This window comes from Bradyrhizobium sp. ISRA436, assembly GCF_029910015.1.
Lineage (GTDB): Bacteria > Pseudomonadota > Alphaproteobacteria > Rhizobiales > Xanthobacteraceae > Bradyrhizobium.
The window spans coordinates 88234-105255 of sequence record NZ_CP094520.1 but is presented as its reverse complement, the minus strand read 5'-3'; the positions used below and the strand labels follow the sequence as shown (position 1 = coordinate 105255).

General features: G+C 63.6%; 11 protein-coding genes and 3 pseudogenes. 10 read left to right on the top strand and 4 right to left on the bottom strand.

Annotated elements, in window-relative coordinates:
- The first annotated feature begins 82 nt into the window (after positions 1 to 82).
- From MTX23_RS35390 to MTX23_RS35360, 7 genes and pseudogenes are all read left to right on the top strand, one after another.
- On the top strand, positions 83 to 5188 hold the full coding sequence (locus tag MTX23_RS35390) for a DEAD/DEAH box helicase family protein (protein ID WP_280978564.1): 5106 nt from the start codon (positions 83 to 85) through the stop codon (positions 5186 to 5188).
- A 302-nt stretch (positions 5189 to 5490) separates the two neighbouring features.
- Positions 5491 to 7179, top strand: coding sequence for a ParB N-terminal domain-containing protein (locus MTX23_RS35385; RefSeq protein ID WP_280978565.1), 1689 nt, complete (start codon positions 5491 to 5493; stop codon positions 7177 to 7179).
- A 95-nt stretch (positions 7180 to 7274) separates the two neighbouring features.
- Positions 7275 to 7751 (top strand): hypothetical protein, encoded by a 477-nt coding sequence (locus MTX23_RS35380; protein ID WP_280978566.1) that lies wholly within the window; start codon positions 7275 to 7277, stop codon positions 7749 to 7751.
- The gene (locus MTX23_RS35375; protein WP_280978567.1) at positions 7748 to 8635 is read left to right on the top strand and encodes a hypothetical protein; all 888 of its coding nucleotides are present in this window, start codon (positions 7748 to 7750) and stop codon (positions 8633 to 8635) included. Before MTX23_RS35380 ends, MTX23_RS35375 begins: the two co-directional genes overlap by 4 nt.
- Positions 8632 to 9031, top strand: a pseudogene (locus MTX23_RS35370) (hypothetical protein). Before MTX23_RS35375 ends, MTX23_RS35370 begins: the two are co-directional and overlap by 4 nt.
- Entirely contained in the window at positions 9028 to 9330 is a 303-nt protein-coding gene (locus tag MTX23_RS35365; RefSeq protein WP_280978568.1) for a hypothetical protein, read from the top strand. The pseudogene MTX23_RS35370 and the gene MTX23_RS35365 overlap by 4 nt, the downstream one beginning before the upstream one ends.
- A gap of 253 nt (positions 9331 to 9583) precedes the next feature.
- Complete coding sequence (locus MTX23_RS35360; protein ID WP_280978569.1) at positions 9584 to 10171, top strand: hypothetical protein; 588 nt, start codon at positions 9584 to 9586, stop codon at positions 10169 to 10171.
- Between the two features lie 94 nt (positions 10172 to 10265).
- Here MTX23_RS35360 and MTX23_RS35355 read toward each other — a convergent pair whose 3' ends face one another.
- A complete protein-coding gene (locus MTX23_RS35355; protein WP_280978570.1) occupies positions 10266 to 11738 on the bottom strand; it encodes a replicative DNA helicase in 1473 nt (490 codons plus the stop codon).
- Positions 11739 to 12232: 494 nt separating this feature from the next.
- Here MTX23_RS35355 and MTX23_RS35350 point away from each other — a divergent pair, with 494 nt between their 5' ends.
- The 3 genes from MTX23_RS35350 to MTX23_RS35340 all read left to right on the top strand — a co-directional run bounded on the left by MTX23_RS35350 (position 12233) and on the right by MTX23_RS35340 (position 14390).
- Positions 12233 to 13159: a zincin-like metallopeptidase domain-containing protein gene (locus tag MTX23_RS35350; RefSeq protein WP_280978571.1), complete on the top strand. Its 927-nt coding sequence runs from the start codon at positions 12233 to 12235 to the stop codon at positions 13157 to 13159.
- Between the two features lie 712 nt (positions 13160 to 13871).
- Positions 13872 to 14180, top strand: a complete 309-nt coding sequence (locus tag MTX23_RS35345) for a DUF736 domain-containing protein (protein ID WP_280978572.1) — start codon at positions 13872 to 13874, stop codon at positions 14178 to 14180.
- 63 nt (positions 14181 to 14243) lie between these two features.
- A complete protein-coding gene (locus MTX23_RS35340; protein ID WP_280978573.1) occupies positions 14244 to 14390 on the top strand; it encodes a hypothetical protein in 147 nt (48 codons plus the stop codon).
- Between the two features lie 46 nt (positions 14391 to 14436).
- On the opposite strand, the pseudogene MTX23_RS35335 reads toward MTX23_RS35340, so the two are convergent.
- The 3 genes and pseudogenes from MTX23_RS35335 to MTX23_RS35325 form a co-directional block, all read right to left on the bottom strand.
- Positions 14437 to 14556, bottom strand: a pseudogene (locus MTX23_RS35335) (HU family DNA-binding protein); the annotation flags it as partial.
- Positions 14557 to 14628: 72 nt separating this feature from the next.
- On the bottom strand, positions 14629 to 16170 hold the full coding sequence (gene ltrA, locus MTX23_RS35330; protein WP_280978574.1) for a group II intron reverse transcriptase/maturase: 1542 nt from the start codon (positions 16168 to 16170) through the stop codon (positions 14629 to 14631).
- A gap of 621 nt (positions 16171 to 16791) precedes the next feature.
- A pseudogene (locus MTX23_RS35325) lies at positions 16792 to 16950 on the bottom strand (HU family DNA-binding protein); the annotation flags it as partial.
- Positions 16951 to 17022 lie beyond the last annotated feature (72 nt).

The following is a 17022-nucleotide window of genomic DNA, read 5'->3' as shown; positions in this document are numbered from 1 at the left end:
CCCCCATCACGTGACCATGCGCACCCGCCGAGGCAGCTCGGCGGGGCGACGGCACGCGCCCTCATCACAAGGAGTAATTCCCATGGCGCAAGACGATCCCTTCACCCTCGACCTCTTCGGCAACACAGTGCTGTCGTCCGGCCTTGGCCTTGGCGTCACCGCTTTCGCCGGCGGCCTCGCCGCCCGGCCAGGCGATGATGACGATCCCGATCCATCGACGCCGGCCCCCGCGACGAGAGTCGCGGCGGCCGTGGTTTCCGCGTCATCCGCTCGCCGCACGCGCGGCGCGAACTTCCATCTCGTCGGCGATCGCGCCCTGACGAAGGGCTGGAAGAATCGCGCGCGCGACAATATCGCGGCCATCCGGCTTGCTGCCGCCATCGAAGCCGATCAGCGGCCGGCGAGCGTTGAAGAGCAGGAGCAGCTGATCCGCTTCACCGGATTCGGCGCGTCCGAGCTCGCCAACTTCGTGTTCCGACGGCCGGGCGAGGCCGAGTTTCGCGAGGGGTGGGAGGCAATCGGATCGGACCTTGAGGATGCGGTCGGCGATCTCGACCATGCCTCGCTCGCGCGCTGTACTCAGTACGCGCACTTCACGCCCGAGTTCATTGTCCGCGCGATCTGGGCGGGCCTGCAACATCTCGGCTGGCACGGCGGCCGCGTGCTCGAGCCCGGCATCGGCACGGGGCTGTTTCCGGCGCTTATGCCGGAGAAATTTCGCGAGGCCTCGCACGTCACGGGTATCGAGCTCGATCCAGTCACGGCCCGCATCGTGCGCCTGTTGCAACCGAGGGCCCGGATCATCGTCGGCGATTTCGCGCGCACGGAGCTGCCCGCGAGCTTTGACCTCGCCATCGGCAATCCGCCCTTCTCCGATCGCACCGTGCGATCGGATCGTGCGTACCGGTCGATGAGCCTGCGCCTGCATGACTACTTCATCGCGCGGGCGATCGACCTGCTGAAGCCCGGCGCGCTCGCAGCCTTCGTGACCAGTTCGGGAACGATGGACAAGGCGGACAGCTCGGCGCGCGAGCACATCGCCAGGACCGCCGATCTGGTCGCCGCCATCCGGCTGCCCGAGGGCAGCTTCCGCGCCAGCGCCGGCACCGATGTCGTCATCGACATCCTGTTCTTCCGCAAGCGCAAGATCGGCGATCCCGAAGGCGATCGGTCCTGGCTCGATGTCGCCGAGGTCCGGCCCGCGACGGATGATGAAGGCGCTATCCGCGTGAACCACTGGTTCGCTGATCATCCGGAATGTGTGCTCGGTACGCACGCGCTCACCTCCGGCCCCTTCGGCGAGACCTACACATGCCTTGCTCGCGATGGCGAGAACCTCGACGCGGCACTTATCGCCGCGATCGATCTCCTCCCAGAAGCGATCTATGACGGCGAACCCGAGGTGATCGATCCCGATCTGGATGACGCCGGCGATCACGCCGCAGCCGATCTGCCGTCGGAGCGTCATGTGCGCGAGGGCAGCTATTTCTTCGACAAGGCTCAGGGCCTGATGCAGGTCCTCGGCGGCCAGTCCGTCGCGGTGAAGGTGCGCAAAGGCCGTAGCGCCGACGGAATCCCGGAAAAGCACGTCCGGATTATCAGGAAGCTGATTCCGATCCGCGATGCCGTGCGCGAGGTGCTGAAGGCACAAGAGTTCGACCGGCCATGGAAGGAGGCCCAGGTCAGGCTGCGCATCGCCTGGTCGAACTTCGTTCGTGACTTCGGCCCCGTCAACTTCACCACGGTCTCGATGGCGGACGACGAGGAAACGGGCGAGGTGCGCGAAACGCATCGCCGCCCCAACATTCAGCCATTCCTCGACGATCCTGATTGCTGGCTGGTCGCGTCCATCGAGGACTATGACGTCGAGACCAATACAGCGAAGCCCGGCCCGATCTTCACCGAACGGGTGATCTCGCCGCCAGCGGCGCCGGTGATCACCAGCGCGGCCGACGCGCTCGCCGTCGTGCTCAACGAACGCGGACGTGTCGACGTCGAACACATTGCCGAGCTCCTGCACCGCGGCGCGCTGGATGTCGTCGCCGAACTCGGCACCGCCATCTTCCGCGATCCGGTGGACGGATCGTGGCAGACGACTGATGCTTATCTGTCCGGGCATGTTCGTGACAAGCTGAAGGCGGCGGAGGCGGCGTCGGCGCTCGACCCCTCCTATGAGTGCAACGTCACGGCGCTGCGAGGCGTGCAGCCTGCAGATCTGCGCCCCTCCGACATCACCGCGCGGCTCGGCGCGCCCTGGACTCCGGCCGCCGATATCGTCGCCTTCGTCAAGGAGACGATGGATGCCGAGATCAAAATCCATCACATGCCGGAACTGGCCTCCTGGACGGTGGAGGCACGCCAGCTCGCCTGGATGGCGGTCGGCACGTCGGAATGGGGGACGGATCGCCGGCATGCCGGGGAGCTTCTCGCGGATGCGCTGAACAGCCGCGTTCCGCAGATTTTCGACATCATCAAGGACGGCGACAGTGAGCGGCGCGTGCTCAATGTCATCGACACTGAGGCAGCGAAAACGAAGCTGCAAAAGATCAAGGATGCCTTCCAGCGCTGGATCTGGTCCGATCCGGATCGGACCGACCGGCTGGCGCGCCTCTACAACGACCGCTTCAACAATATCGCGCCTAGAGCCTTCGACGGCTCCCATCTGAAGCTCCCGGGCGCCTCTGGCGCCTTTACTCTATATGGGCATCAGAAGCGCGGCATCTGGCGCATCGTCTCGGCCGGCTCGACCTATCTCGCGCACGCCGTCGGCGCCGGCAAGACCATGACCATGGCGGCCGCCATCATGGAGCAGCGCCGGCTCGGCCTGATTGCCAAGGCGATGCTGGTCGTGCCCGGCCATTGCCTCGCACAGGCTGCGCGCGAGTTCCTGGCGCTTTATCCGAACGCGCGCATTCTCGTCGCCGACGAGACCAATTTTACCAAAGACAAGCGGCAGCGCTTCCTGTCGCGTGCGGCGACGGCGACATGGGACGCCATCATCATCACGCACTCGGCATTCCGTTTCATCGCCGTCCCCTCGGTGTTCGAGCAGCAGATGATCCAGGACGAGCTGGAGCTTTATGAAACCTTGCTGACCAAGGTCGAAAGCGATGATCGGGTCTCGCGCAAGCGGCTCGAAAGATTGAAGGAGGGCCTGAAGGAGCGGCTGGAGTCGCTTGCGACCCGCAAGGACGATCTTCTGACCATCTCCGAGATCGGCATCGACCAGATCATCGTCGACGAGGCACAGGAGTTCAGGAAGCTCTCCTTCGCGACCAATATGAGCACCCTGAAGGGTGTCGATCCGAACGGCTCGCAGCGCGCCTGGGACCTTTATGTGAAGTCGCGCTTCATTGAGACCAAGAACCCCGGTCGGGCGCTGGTGCTCGCCTCCGGCACGCCGATCACCAACACGCTCGGCGAGATGTTCTCCGTCCAGCGCTATCTCGGCTACGCCGCGCTTCTGGAGCGCGGCCTGCACGAGTTCGACGCCTGGGCCTCGACCTTCGGCGATGTCTCGACCGAGCTGGAGCTTCAGCCCTCCGGCAAATACAAGCCGGTCACGCGTTTCGCCACCTTCGTCAATGTGCCCGAGCTGATCGCCATGTTCCGCTCCTTCGCGGACGTGGTGACGCCGGACGACCTGCGGCAATACGTCAAGGTACCGGCGATCTCGACCGGACGGCGCCAGATCCTGACGTCCAGGCCGACGCCGGCCTTCAGACGCTACCAGGTCCTGCTCGACGAGCGGATCAAGGCGATCGAGATGCGTGATCGGCCGCCGGAGCCCGGCGATGACATCCTGCTCTCCGTCATCACCGACGGCCGCCACGCGGCGATCGACCTTCGGCTGGTCGATTCGGACAATGACAACGAGCCGGAAAACAAGCTCAATAATCTCGTCGAGAACGCCTTCCGCATCTGGAAGGAGACCGCGGAAAACACCTATCTGCGCCCAGACGGCAAGCCGTTCGAGCGGCCCGGCGCCGCGCAGATGATCTTTTCCGATCTCGGCACGATCAGCGTCGAAAAGAGCCGCGGCTTCTCGGCCTATCGCTGGATCAGGGATGAACTCATCCGCATGGGCGTGCCCGCATCGGAAATCGCTTTCATGCAGGATTACAAGAAGTCAGAGGCGAAGCAGCGCCTGTTTGGCGACGTGCGCGCCGGCAAGGTCCACTTCCTGATCGGCTCCTCCGACACGATGGGAACCGGGGTCAATGCGCAGCTGCGCCTGAAGGCGCTGCATCACCTCGACGTGCCCTGGCTGCCGTCGCAGATCGAGCAGCGCGAGGGCCGCATCGTGCGTCAGGGCAACCAGCACGAGGAGGTCGATATCTTCGCCTATGCGACCGAGGGTTCGCTCGATGCCACGATGTGGCAGAACAACGAGCGCAAGGCTCGTTTCATCGCGGCCGCGCTGTCGGGCGACACGTCGATCCGGCGGCTCGAGGACCTGGGCGAAGGCCAGGCCAACCAGTTCGCCATGGCCAAGGCGATCGCCTCGGGCGATCCGCGCCTGATGCAGAAGGCGGGGTTGGAGGCCGATATCGCCCGGCTGGAGCGTTTGCGCGCCGCTCATGTCGATGATCAGCATGCCGTTCGCCGCCAGATCCGCGACGCCGAGCGCGAGATCGAATACGCGACCCGGCGCATCGCGGACATCGGACAGGACATCGAACACCTTGTGCCGACGGCGGGGGAGGCCTTCGCGATGTGCGTAAAGGACAAGCGCTATGCCGAGCGCAAGGAGGCCGGCCGCGCGCTGATGAAGGAAATCCTGACCCTCGTCCAGCTTCAGCAGGAAGGCGAGACCGTCATCGCCTCGATCGGTGGCTTCGACCTCGAATATGCCGGCGAGCGTTTTGGTCGGGACGGCTATCGCTACACCACCATGCTGTTGCGGACCGCTGCCGAATACGAGATCGAGCTGCCGGTCACGGTGACGGCCCTTGGCGCGGTCTCGCGCCTCGAGCACGCGCTGGGTGATTTCGAGGGGGAACGGGAGCGCTTTCGGCAGCGTCTTGCCGATGCATGGCGGCGCCTTGCGGCCTATCAGTCGCGCGAGGGCGGCGACTTCGCTTTCGCCGGCGAACTCGCCGATAAGCGGCGGCAACTCGCCGAGATCGAGAAGGCGCTTGGGGCGGATGTCGAGAGCGCAGGCGAGGCGAGGGCGATCGCGGCTTAGGCGCCCCAGCGCGCCCTATCGTCCTGTGCGCGCTGCCGAGCCGGGTAGGGGGTTGAGAGGAGAAAAAGAGGAAAAAGCCCGCTCGCAGAACGGGCGGGCCGCTGACGCTAAAGCTCAACCGCCGCCTCCGCGAGCCCGGCCCGTCGTCCTGCGCAGGGCTTTGGCCCCGCTCGGCCTGCCGGGCAGGGATGCTCGGCCGCAGTTGCACCGGCCCGTCCGCTCCGCGGGTCGGGGGGATGTCTTCGGGAAGAAGACGAGAAAGGCCGGCCGAGCCGGTCCGCAACCCCAAAAGGAGCATTCCCATGCAGCTCATGAAGATCGATCCGCGCGCGCTGAAGGAGAACCCCGACCGTCTGCGCCAGACCAAATCCACCCCGCAGGCCGACGCGCTGCTGCTGGCCACGATCAAGGCCGTCGGTATCGTACAGCCGCCCCTCATCACGCCGGACAGCGGCGGCGGCAACGGCTTCGTCATCAATGCCGGGCATCGCCGCGTCAAGCAGGCGATCGCGGCGAGCCTCGCGGAAATCGATGTGCTCGTTGACGAGCCGGCAAACGACAACGGCGCCATGCGTTCGATGGTCGAGAGCATCGCTGTCGAGCCGCTCAACCCGGTTGACCAATGGCGCTCGATCGAACGCCTTGTCGCGCTTGGCTGGACCGAGGAGGCGATCGGGGTGGCGCTGGCGCTTTCGGTTCGTCAGATCAGGAAGTTGCGCCTGCTCGCCAATGTCCTGCCGGCCATGCTCGACCACATGACCAAGGGCGATATGCCGAACGAGCAGCAGCTTCGCACCATCGCCGCCGCCTCACTCGACGAGCAGAAGGAGGTCTGGAAGAAGCACAAGCCATCGAAGGCGGACCCGCAGGTGGCTTGGTGGAGTGTCGCCCAGGGCCTGCAGAAGACGCGCATGTATGCCCGCCACGCTAGCTTCGGCGACGAGCTCGCGCAAGCTTACGGAATCCAGTGGGTCGAGGACCTGTTTGCTCCGGCCGACGAGGACAGCCGCTACACGACTGACGTCGAGGCCTTTCTCGGCGCGCAGCACGAGTGGATGGCGAACAACCTGCCGAAGAAGGGCGTCATCGCCGAGACCACGAACTGGGGCGAGGTGAAGCTTCCGCCGAAGGCCGAGCGGGTCCACGGTAAGCCGACGAAGTCCGATTGCGCTGCCATGTATCTCGACCGCGCGGGTCGTGTGCAGACGGTGCATTACCGCATGCCCGAAGCGAAGAAGCCGAAGGGCAAGGCCGCATCCGGTTCGGACAGCGCACCGGACGACACCGGTGCGATGCCGAAATCCCGTCCCGATGTGACGCGCAAGGGTATCGAGATGATCGGCGATTACCGGACCGACGCGCTGCGCGAAGCGCTCGACCGTGCACCGATCGAGGACGACACGTTGATGGCGCTGCTACTCCTTGCCTTCGCCGGCCAGAACGTCTCCGTCACGATGGGAGGCGGCGGTTTCCAGAACGGCCATAGCCGCCTGGCGAAGCATACGGCGGCACTCCTCGACGGCGACGGCAAGCCCGTCTTCGACAAGGACACGCTGCGGATCGCAGCGCGCGCCATGCTCATCGACGTGTTCTCGTGCCGGGAAAACGCTACGAACAGCGGCATCGTCGCCCGTATTGCCGGTGCGATGATCGGCGCGGACGAGTTCCTGCCCAACATGGGTACCGGAGACTTTCTCTCGTGCCTGTCGCGCCCCGCGCTCGAGGCCTCGTGCAAGGACACGCCGGTCCTTCCGCGCCAGCGCGCGAAGGACACCCGCGCAGCGCTCGCCGAGCACTTCAAAGACGGACGCTTCGTCCACTCCGCCGCGCTCTTTGCACCGGACTCGACGAAGCTTTCCCAATGGTTGGCGGCGAGCACGAAGGCAGCCGATGCCGCTGAGGATCCGGATGAGGTCGATGACGAAGTCGATGGCATCGCCGATGACCCGACCGAGGAAGAGGTCGGGCCGTTTAGGGAAGCGGCTGAATAACAGCTGACCTCCTTTCTTCTTCCGGACGATCTGCCGCCGTCGGCCACTGCCGGCGGCGGTTCTGTTTCCACATTCGCGCAAACATGGAGGACAAAATGTCCGCGCACAGGATTTTCGACAACGCACCCATCGGCTCGATCGTCACCTGGTCGGACGGCACGCCGCGGCCGCCGACGCGCTTCACGAAGAAGCTCGCGGCCTGGCAGGCCAGCAACAGCCGGGGCCGGCTGATCCGGAATCAGGGTCAGCGAGGTGTCGGCAACATCTCGCTCTCGGCGTCATTCACACTGTACGAGGCAGATTTTGGCGCCGGCGGTGTCACCGCGATCCGCGTGCATCGGACGTTCTCGTTGGACTCGAAGCTCGACTTCACCATCATCGAACGTCCGGCCATCGGGTCGGTCCGCGTGTTCGACCGTGCCGGTGACGGCGCCGAGCTCGTCTATCTCGGGACCAACGAGGCCGACACGAAGGAGTGGTTAACGCGCCACGGCTATCCGAACGCGGTGCGCGAAGAGGTGACAGCGGAAGAGGTCGGGGCTGACATCATCGAGGGGAGGACTGCGGCATGAATCCGTCTTCTCCCGCTTGCATAGACAACGATGCCCCCGGATTGCCGGGGGTTTCCTTTGGACGCAGCGCCGACGGTCTTCTCGTCGCGCTCGTTGGCGACTCGGCCTTCGCGATGGCGCCCGCCCGCGATGGCCGGCATTATCTCGCCACGGCATGGCGCATCTCCCGCCCCATGGACGAATGGAGGCGTGGCGACTTCTACGGCCATTCCGGCGTGCTTGCCGATGAAGCGGCATTCCGTGCTCGCGTTCTCGAAAGCGCCGAGCATCAACGCGAGTGCAAGATGTTTGGCCGCGTCGAAGCGCATTCGCACGTTCACACGCCATGGGGCGCTTCGCAGGGTGCGACCGTCTATGCCAAAGGTGTCACGTCGCATTCCACCGCTGGTCACGGTGGCTTCAAACTCTCGGCCGAGCGAAACGGTAAGGTCCATCCCATACTGCGGGCCAAGGATGGCTGGTACGAGGAGGATGCCGAATGGGCGATCGTCGCGATCACCTTTCCGTATCTCTTCACTGCGTTCGAGCGCCGTTGCGCCGAGCACACGATCAAGAATTCATGGCCGGACGCGTGGGAGACGATTTTCGGCGCCGTGCTCGCACCCGGAGAATCCTACGAGAAGGATCGTCGCAGCTTCGAGCTGACACATGCCAACGACTGGATCGTCATCTCGGCGATCACATCCAGTCACGGCAATGGCTTCGTGGAGTGCGTTGCAACGCCCGGCGGCAGGCGCGGTGCTGGAACGGAGGAGCGTCGTTTCCTCGTTCCGTCCGCCGAGTATGAGGTCGGACGCTTTGGCTTCGTGATCGACCCGAACCGGCATCACGTTTATGCCGGCCCCTCGGACTTCGTCGGCTGGCAGACCGGGAGAGTAACATGAGCCCATCCCCGGATCCCCTCGCGCTCCTTCATCGCATGCAGGAGGCACGGCGACAGATTCAGCGTCAGCTCGACTTGATCGACCGCCAGATCACGCGGCGGATGACAGCGCTGATCCCGCAGCTGAAGCCGAAACGCGTCGGTTATCGGCGGGGCTGGGCGCCGGAGTCCAAGTGCTTTCCTCGAGCAGTACCGCGCGGGTCTTGCGGCAATCACGGCGGAATGCCAGCCGGAGATCGACGCATTGTCCCGCAAGCTCGCCCGCCAGGATGCGGCCATTGCGGCGTACTGCCTTCGCAACGGGCTTCCTTCCAATCGGCACGATGCTCGCGGCTCGTGCAATCGGCCCGGCCTTGCTGTGCGGTCGCGCAGCCATGGGGAGCGGCACCATGGATGACGACGATCGCGGCGTTCGAGCTACCTCGCGCGCGTGACATGGAAACGCTCGTGCGCCGCCTCGCCGAATCTCAGTCGCGGAATATTGCGCACCACGGCGAGATCGAGGGCAGCATCTGGCTCTGGGGGCTAGAGGTCTGGACGCGCACAGAAGCACCTGACTCTGAGGAAGTTGTCCCCGTCGTTCTTGACCTGGAGCGACGCACGAGTTCGCGGGAGGTCATACCGATCCTTGCCGTCCGGCTTTCTCTTCATCGTTCCGGTCCGCCCGATCTCCCCTCGGGTTTGTCGCGCTCGTAAACCGGCGGCCGGGCGCTTCAAGGCCGCTATCGCGCCGCGTTGCGGCCGGGACCGCCGATCTCGGCAAAGCGGGTCCGCGTCCCGCGCGAGGGCTGAAAGCCCTGCTTGTCCGCAAACCCGCTCTGCTCGATCCGGCAGCCCCGGACCCTGAAGCGCCCGTATTTCCGCCGGTTTTTTCCGATCGCACCCGAAGGGAGGACCGGCAGGAGCCGGCCCAAGCCTTCAGGGAAAAACCGAACGAAAGGATGTTCTCATGACCAAGACCGCTCGCGTTTCCCGCCGGCCAGCCAAGGTCGTCCAGCTCCGCAAGGGCACCACCCTCGAAATGATCAGGCTCGCCTGCCCCGACGCCGCCCAGGCCACCCGCATCTCCGAGAGCTTCGGCCTTCCTGTTCTCGATAGCGACGGCATCCGCGATCTCCACGAGCGCCTGATCGTCGAGACGGCCAACGCCCTCAACCAAGGCCTCGGGGAGCGCGCGATGCAGATCCATCTGCAGCGGATCGTCGGCGCCTATGTCGGCTCCGCCCACGGTGCCGGTCAGTTCTACTCCCGCGCGGTGACGGAAGCCCGCGACGCCACGGCCAAGGCGGGCAATGACGCCCGCGACGAGGACCTCGACGGTCCGGTCGGCTTCAACAGTGCCGCGCAGCGTAAGCGCGAGTTCGCCGCCGACATGGCCCTCCAGTCGCACGCGCTGCGCATGGCGGCCGAGGGCGCCGTCGCGGCCTACGAGCAGGTCGTCGGGGAGGCCTGGAAACCCTTCGAGCGTCCGGTCGACAATCCCGGCCAAGCCGTTGACCGCAAGGCAGCCGAGCTCCAGATGGCGGCGTTCGGCTGAGCCCGCAGGCGGGGCTTCGGGCCCCGCCAATCATCTCTCTTCGTCGACATGACCAAGGCCGTTCCGAACGAGAGGCCATTGTCACGTCGCTCGCTCAGACCCGATCATCCGCCAGATCTGCGAAGCGCGTGAACTCGCCCTGGAACGACAACATCACCGTGCCCGTGGGCCCGTGACGCTGTTTGCCGACAATGATCTCCGCCTTGCCGCACGCGGTCGCAAGATCAGCCTCCCACTTCAGATGCTCTTCAGTGCCCGGCCTCGGCTCCTTGTTCTTCAGGTAATACTCTTCACGAAACACGAACAGCACGACGTCCGCATCCTGTTCGATCGAACCCGATTCCCTCAGGTCCGACAGTTGCGGACGCTTCTCTTCCCGGTTCTCGACCAGGCGGGAGAGTTGGGAGAGTGCGATGATGGGCACGTTGAGTTCCTTGGCCAACGCCTTGAGGCCAGTTGTGATCTCGGTGAGCTCCTGAACACGGTTCTGCGCAACGCGCTGCGTCCGGCCTTGCATCAATTGAATATAGTCAATCACGATGAGATCGAGCCCGCGCGGCCGCTTCAAACGCCTTGCGCGCGCCGCCAATTGGCCAACGGTCAAGCCGCCGGTCTGGTCGACATAGAGCGGGATGCGGCGCATCGCGTTGCGGCGGTCGACAAGTCGCTCGAACTCCCGTTCATCGATGGCGCCGCGGCGAATGCTCGATGACGATACCTCGGCTTGCTCCGATATGACGCGCGTGGCGAGTTGCTCCGACGACATCTCGAGCGAGAAGAACGCCACGATCCCGCCGGCAGCAGCTTTCCGCGAGCTGTCGTCTGCCGCCGCAGGCCGATATGAACGTGCGACGTTGTAGGCGACATTGGTCGCCAGCGCCGTCTTACCCATGCCCGGCCTACCGGCGATGATGATGAGATCGGACGGCTGCAAGCCACCCATCTTCGCATCGAGGTCATTGAGGCCGGTCGGCAGACCTGAGAGTTTGCTGTCGCTCTGATAAGCTTGTGCCGCCCGGTCGATGGCATGGGAGAGCGCCGAATCGAAGGTCTCGAATCCTCCGCCGAAACGTCCGGTTTCGGCGACCTCATAGAGGCGTTGCTCGGCCCGTTCGATCTGCTCCGCTGGCGCGGAATCGATGGTCGCCTCGAAGGCTGCATTGCGGATGTCGTCCGCGATATTGATGAGCTCGCGCCGGAGCGCGAGATCATAGATCGTGCGCCCGTAGTCTGCTGCGTTGATGATCGTGGTCGCTTCCGCAGCGAGCCGGGCGAGATATTGCGATGGCGACAACCCGGCGATATCGAGATCGGTGGGAAGAAAGGTCTTGATGGTGATCGGGGTGACCGTCTTGTTCGCACTGATCAACCCGCTCGCGATCTCGTAAATCGTGCCGTGAAGCGGCTCGAAAAAATGGTCCGGTCTCAGGAAATCGGACACATGATAAAACGCGGCATTGTTGATCAGGATCGCTCCGAGCAGCGCCTGTTCAGCCTCGATGTTGTGCGGCATCGTGCGATGTTGCTCGATCTCCGCCAGTTCCAGCCTGTGTGCCGCTTGCGCCATTGCCCCCTGCGCCGGTCGAAATCAGCGACACATCCGAATCGCGATGCCGCCTCGCAAGGCTATCTTTTGTCCGTCTAGTTCGCATTAAGAGGAGACGCGCCGAATATTTGGCGCCACTGGTAAGAATCGCTTGCGTGATGGACCGAATCGGAGAAGCGGGCGGCCGCCCCGAATGCGCTCAGCGGAAACGTCTCCCCATCATCCTTCCGAGCGGCGTCAATCTTCCGGCCCCTGATGCTGGAAGAGAGCAAGGCCGGATCAGGCTGAAAAGAAGGGGTGGCGCGCCCCGCGCGGCCGTCCCGGCCGTCGGTCCTGCCAGGGCCGGACGCCGGCGCAGCGGCTTCGCCGCCCTCCACTTCGTTGCGGCCCATGACCACCCCATCGCGCTTCGCGCAATGGGGACCCCGGTCGGTGCGCCGTCCCCCTGAATGCCCCGGCAACGGACCGCCGTGACGGCCGCGATGGGCGCGGCTCCAAGACGGAGGTTCAGGAAAATGAGTGGGAAGAAGGAAGGCGGCCGCGCCGACATCTATGCGCGGATCACCGAACGCATCGTCGCCGATCTGGAGAAGGGCGTGCGCCCCTGGGTGCAGCCCTGGAGCGCCGGCAATGCGACAGGCCGGATCACCCGTCCGCTGCGCCACAATGGCGAGCCGTACACGGGCATGAATGTGCTGCTGTTGTGGTCTGAAGGACTGATGCGCGGTTTCACGTCGCCGATCTGGATGACCTTCAAGCAGTCGATCGAGCTCGGCGGCCATGTTCGCAAGGGCGAATCGGGATCAACCGTCATCTATGCTAGCCGGTTTACGAAAACCGAGACCGACGAACAGGGCGGCGAGGTTGAACGGGATATCCCGTTTCTCAAGACCTACAGCGTGTTCAACGTCGAGCAAATCCAAAACCTGCCGGAGCACTTTTATCGCCGGCCGGTGCCCATCCTTGATCCGGTCGAGCGGATCGAGCACGCCGATCGCTTCTTCGCCAACACCGGCTCCGTGATCCGGCATGGCGGCTCGAGGGCGTTCTACTCACCATCGAGCGATAACATTCAGATGCCGATATTCGAGAGCTTCCGTGATGCCGCGTCATACGTGGCAGTGATGAGCCATGAACACATTCATTGGACCGCGGATGCTCGCCGTGTCGGCCGCGATCTGAGCCGCTACGCGAAAGATCGCAGCGAGAGAGCGCGGGAAGAGCTCGTCGCGGAAATTGGGTCGGCGCTCGTTTGCGCCGATCTCGGCATCGTCCCCGAGCTCGAGCCGAGGCCGGATCATGCAGCCTATCTGGCCAGCTGGCTCTCGATTCTTTCTAACGACCGGCGGGCAATCTTCTCCGCGGCCGCTCATGCGCAGCGGGCGGTTGCTTATCTCCACAGCTTGCAGCCGCAGAGCAATAGCGAGCGTGACGCCGCCTGATGCTGCTTGCTCCGTTCCTTGAAGGGGAGGGCGGTCGGTCCTCCTCGATCCACAAAGTGCTCAGTCGTCCGATGCGGAGTACACGCCGCTCCGCCCGTCCGATCACCAACGCTGCAGGCCCCGCCTGTCTCGCGACGCAGCCGCCGAGGCAACACTCCCGGTTTCGACCCGCCAGATCGCTGGCCTTGCTGCGCCCCGGACGATCGGTGAGTAGATCGGGCCGGCGGGGGTAGATCGACATCACCACGGGATGCGGCCCTGTCGACCTTCCTGCAGCGACGCTGCCGGGCTTCCCGAGGTTGCTGATACGAGCCGTCCCTTCTCGGAAGGATGCACGGCCATTATGCGGCTTCGTTGAGGAGGAGCGTTCCATGCGGCCGCGCCTGCATTGCTCCGTGATGTGGCGGGTGACGGACGCCTGTCTTCATTCCTTACGTTTTCGCGACGGGCGCTCCATCTGCGTCCTCGATAGAGGCTGGTCTGACCGAAGGCCGATCCCGCTACGCGCGCTCTCGATCTTGTCCCCGCAACGCCCGTCCTCGACTTTCTTCCCCTGACGGCTGCGCCGTCATTCCTCGCGGTTCAAGAAAGTCGCTGCCGGTCGCCCTCCATTGCATTGCGGCCCTCCGGGTGCGGGTCGATCGCCTCCGGTCTCACGACCGCCATCGAGGTCGCGATAGGCGCGGCCCGAGAAAACCAAGGGAATAAGACAATGGCTACCATCGGCACCTTCACCTCCACGGGCAACGGCTTCTCCGGCGCCATCAAGACCCTCAACCTCAACGTCAAGGCCAAACTGGTCCGCGTCGAGAACCCCTCCGACAAGGGACCGCAGTTCCGCGTCTACTCGGGTAGCGTGGATCTGGGCGCTGCCTGGCAGAAGGTCTCCAACGAGGGCCGCGACTACCTCTCGGTCAAGCTCGACGACCCGAGCTTCCCCGCCCCGATCTACGCCACCCTGATCGAGGTGGAGGGCGAGGAAGGCCTGCAGCTGATCTGGTCCCGTCCGAGCCGGGACTGAGGCTCCCGCCAGAGGGCTCCGCCGCAAGGCGGGGCCTTCTTCCTTTCAATCGGAGACGCCCTCATGACTGTCGACACCATCGAGGAATTGCGCGCCGAGCTGCGAGAATGCCTGTTCACGCCCGCGGAGCGCAAGGCGCTCGAAGCCGAACTGGCCGACCTCATCCGCCAGCGCAACGAAGCACTCGCGGCCGAGGAGGAGGGGGCGTAAGCCCCCTCGTCTAGCGACTTACGGCACGGCCGTGCGACGGCTCCGCTCATCCGTTGAGGACGTCCTTGATGGCTTTGGCTGGCGTAAAGGTAAGCTTCTTGGAAGCCGCGATCGCGATCGTTGCGCCGGTCGACGGATTACGGCCCTCGCGGGCAGGCGTGTCCTGTCGGGTAGGAACGACCCGTTGCCGGGTCGCTCCTCCCTAAGAACTGTACGTGCGAGTTTCCCCGCATACAGCTCAAGCCTCCGCTAAGCCCTGTTTGACCAGAGCCGCCAGTTCCTGTGTATCGGTAGAGTATGCGGATTCACCGGGCCGATCCGTAATTTCCGATGGCAGACCGCGCCTTGCAGCGAAGTAGCTGTCCCACATCGGATCAAACGGATTCGCTTCGGCTCGGATTTTGCAGTGGCGACGAATAGGAACGTCGGATGCGTGGAGCAAACGCCAGAACGTGATGTTTCCGGCATCGTCCTTCACGCCTGCGCGAAACACCCAGTCCCGCGTGCCTTCGCGGGCGAAGTAGCGATACTTCACCCAACGACGTGGCTTATCAGGGTGCCTGCGACACGCCCACTGCCAGAGACACTTCCAGATGAGATGCTCGACCTTGCGGAAGGTCTCCTTCGCCACCTGGTTGTGATGATAATTCGTCCATCCCCGAATGACCGGGTTCAACCGCATTATCAGATCCTCCTGCTTCACATCGGCGGCAGCCTTGATGATCGCTCGGATCTTGCGCATAAACGCCACCACGTTCTTCTTGGCGGGTTTGATGTGGGTGTGCCCATCATATCTGCGCACGTTCCAGCCGAGGAAGTCGAAGCCTTCCTCGACCCGCACGATGCGAGTCTTTTCTTCAGACAGAGACAGGCCCCGTTCTGATAAAAATTCCTCGACTAGAGATTTCGCCTCCTCAAGCACCTCTTCCGAAGCACCTGTGATGACGAAGTCATCGGCGTAACGTATCAAGTGGACCTTGGTCCGAATGTTTCGATGTCTCGGGCCATAATGATCCCGTAACATCTTTTCCATTCCGTCCAAGGCCATGTTGGCGAGCGTGGGCGAGATTATTCCCCCTTGCGGAGTTCCCGCTCGTGTCGCGTGCCAATCACCCTCCTGTATGTAACCGGAGTCCAGCCATTTCCGGAGCACCACCTTGTCCATGGGGATGTTGGCGATGAGCCAGTCCTTGCTGATTTCGTCGAAGCAGCCAGCAATGTCTGCGTCTAAGACCCATCCCGCCGTTCCACGTCCGCGCAGGGCTATATAGCACTGCCGGGCCGCGTCACGTGTGGCTCGAAACGGTCGGAAACCGTACGAGTTCGGGTCTGCCGTAGTTTCCGCGACAGGCAACAGGGCAAGCAGGTGAAGTGCCTGCATAGCCCTATCCTTCATCGTCGGAATACCTAACGGACGCAGCTTCTTGCTATTTGCTTTCGGGATATATACCCGCCTCAACGGCAGAGGGCGATACCCATGCCGTCTGAGCGACAGTAATCCTCTGACGCATTTATCCGGTGTGTCCCAGATGATCCGGTCCACTCCGGGTGTTCTCTTTCCCTGATTTTCAGTGACCCGTTTCACAGCAAGTGCCTTGCCGCTGAACGAGTGGGTCAGCAGCCGCTGCAAGGCTTGCACCTTGCCCCAACGACCTTCCCGAACTGCCTTCGCGATACGCATCTGCAGCCGTCGCACGTGTTGGTAAGCTTTGCGCCAGTCAATCTGGCCCCAACTCACCTCTTCGCGGGAGGCCGCACCAGTCACTGTTGCGACCGTCATTTGCCTGTCCTCCTTCGAGGGTTCTGCACATTCTCTCGCGACGAGAGACCCGTCGGAAGTCTGCTCCCTTTCGGGTAGGGTAATGTTGGCGAGCCGCAACCCCTATCCGAGCGATTACAGCCCGGCATTCGCTTTCTCCGACATCCTCTGCCCGTACCCCCAACAGCTTTCCTTGCGGTCGGCCTGCCCGCTGCCGGGCGGAGATACGGGTTTACCGTGTTTCACCTGAATAACGTGGGTAGGTTAGATCCTGCCTATTCGCCGACGGCCAATCTGTCCGTGTGCCTCCAAAGTCAAGGGAAGCATCCGGCCGCACACCTTTTGGTTCAAGCCTGTCAGCATCTTTGGCTTGTCAAATTTCACGACGTTTATCAGCAGTTCATTTCAATTGATCGATACCACCCAGCCTAGCGCCCCAACCGCATTGATGCTTGCAGAAGATACCTCCGCCTCACGGCATCGGCATGGCCCGAAGGCCCGGCTACATTGTCCCGGCAGCTTCACACCAGACCGTTTGCCAGTCCAGCATGTGCCAGTAGGCTACTGATGACGGAACATCAGGTTTGTCCCAGGAGCTAACTCCTGTGCAAACAATTACTCAGACGACTTTCACGTCGCACTGACCTTGAACTTGCCGAAGCCGGCGATACTTGTCTCGGCCCCGCTCGCGGCTGCATCGGTGATCGCCTTGAACACGCCGTCGACGATGGCCTTCGCCTGTGTCTTTGTCAGGCTGTTCTCGGCGGCGATCTTCTCGGCAATCTCATTGGCGGTGGTCATGGAATATGGCTCCGTGTTGCTTCGATTTCCCTCCGTCTGACATGAAGAGCGCCGGACGGGTAGGGCCGATAT

Bases quoted from the DNA above. Each gene is read 5' to 3' on its own strand.
- MTX23_RS35390 (WP_280978564.1), top strand. From the start codon at position 83: ATGGCGCAAGACGATCCCTTCACCCTCGACCTCTTCGGCAACACAGTG.
- MTX23_RS35385 (WP_280978565.1), top strand. From the start codon at position 5,491: ATGCAGCTCATGAAGATCGATCCGCGCGCGCTGAAGGAGAACCCCGAC.
- MTX23_RS35380 (WP_280978566.1), top strand. From the start codon at position 7,275: ATGTCCGCGCACAGGATTTTCGACAACGCACCCATCGGCTCGATCGTC.
- MTX23_RS35375 (WP_280978567.1), top strand. From the start codon at position 7,748: ATGAATCCGTCTTCTCCCGCTTGCATAGACAACGATGCCCCCGGATTG.
- MTX23_RS35365 (WP_280978568.1), top strand. From the start codon at position 9,028: ATGACGACGATCGCGGCGTTCGAGCTACCTCGCGCGCGTGACATGGAA.
- MTX23_RS35360 (WP_280978569.1), top strand. From the start codon at position 9,584: ATGACCAAGACCGCTCGCGTTTCCCGCCGGCCAGCCAAGGTCGTCCAG.
- MTX23_RS35355 (WP_280978570.1), bottom strand. From the start codon at position 11,738: ATGGCGCAAGCGGCACACAGGCTGGAACTGGCGGAGATCGAGCAACAT.
- MTX23_RS35350 (WP_280978571.1), top strand. From the start codon at position 12,233: ATGAGTGGGAAGAAGGAAGGCGGCCGCGCCGACATCTATGCGCGGATC.
- MTX23_RS35345 (WP_280978572.1), top strand. From the start codon at position 13,872: ATGGCTACCATCGGCACCTTCACCTCCACGGGCAACGGCTTCTCCGGC.
- MTX23_RS35340 (WP_280978573.1), top strand. From the start codon at position 14,244: ATGACTGTCGACACCATCGAGGAATTGCGCGCCGAGCTGCGAGAATGC.
- ltrA (WP_280978574.1), bottom strand. From the start codon at position 16,170: ATGACGGTCGCAACAGTGACTGGTGCGGCCTCCCGCGAAGAGGTGAGT.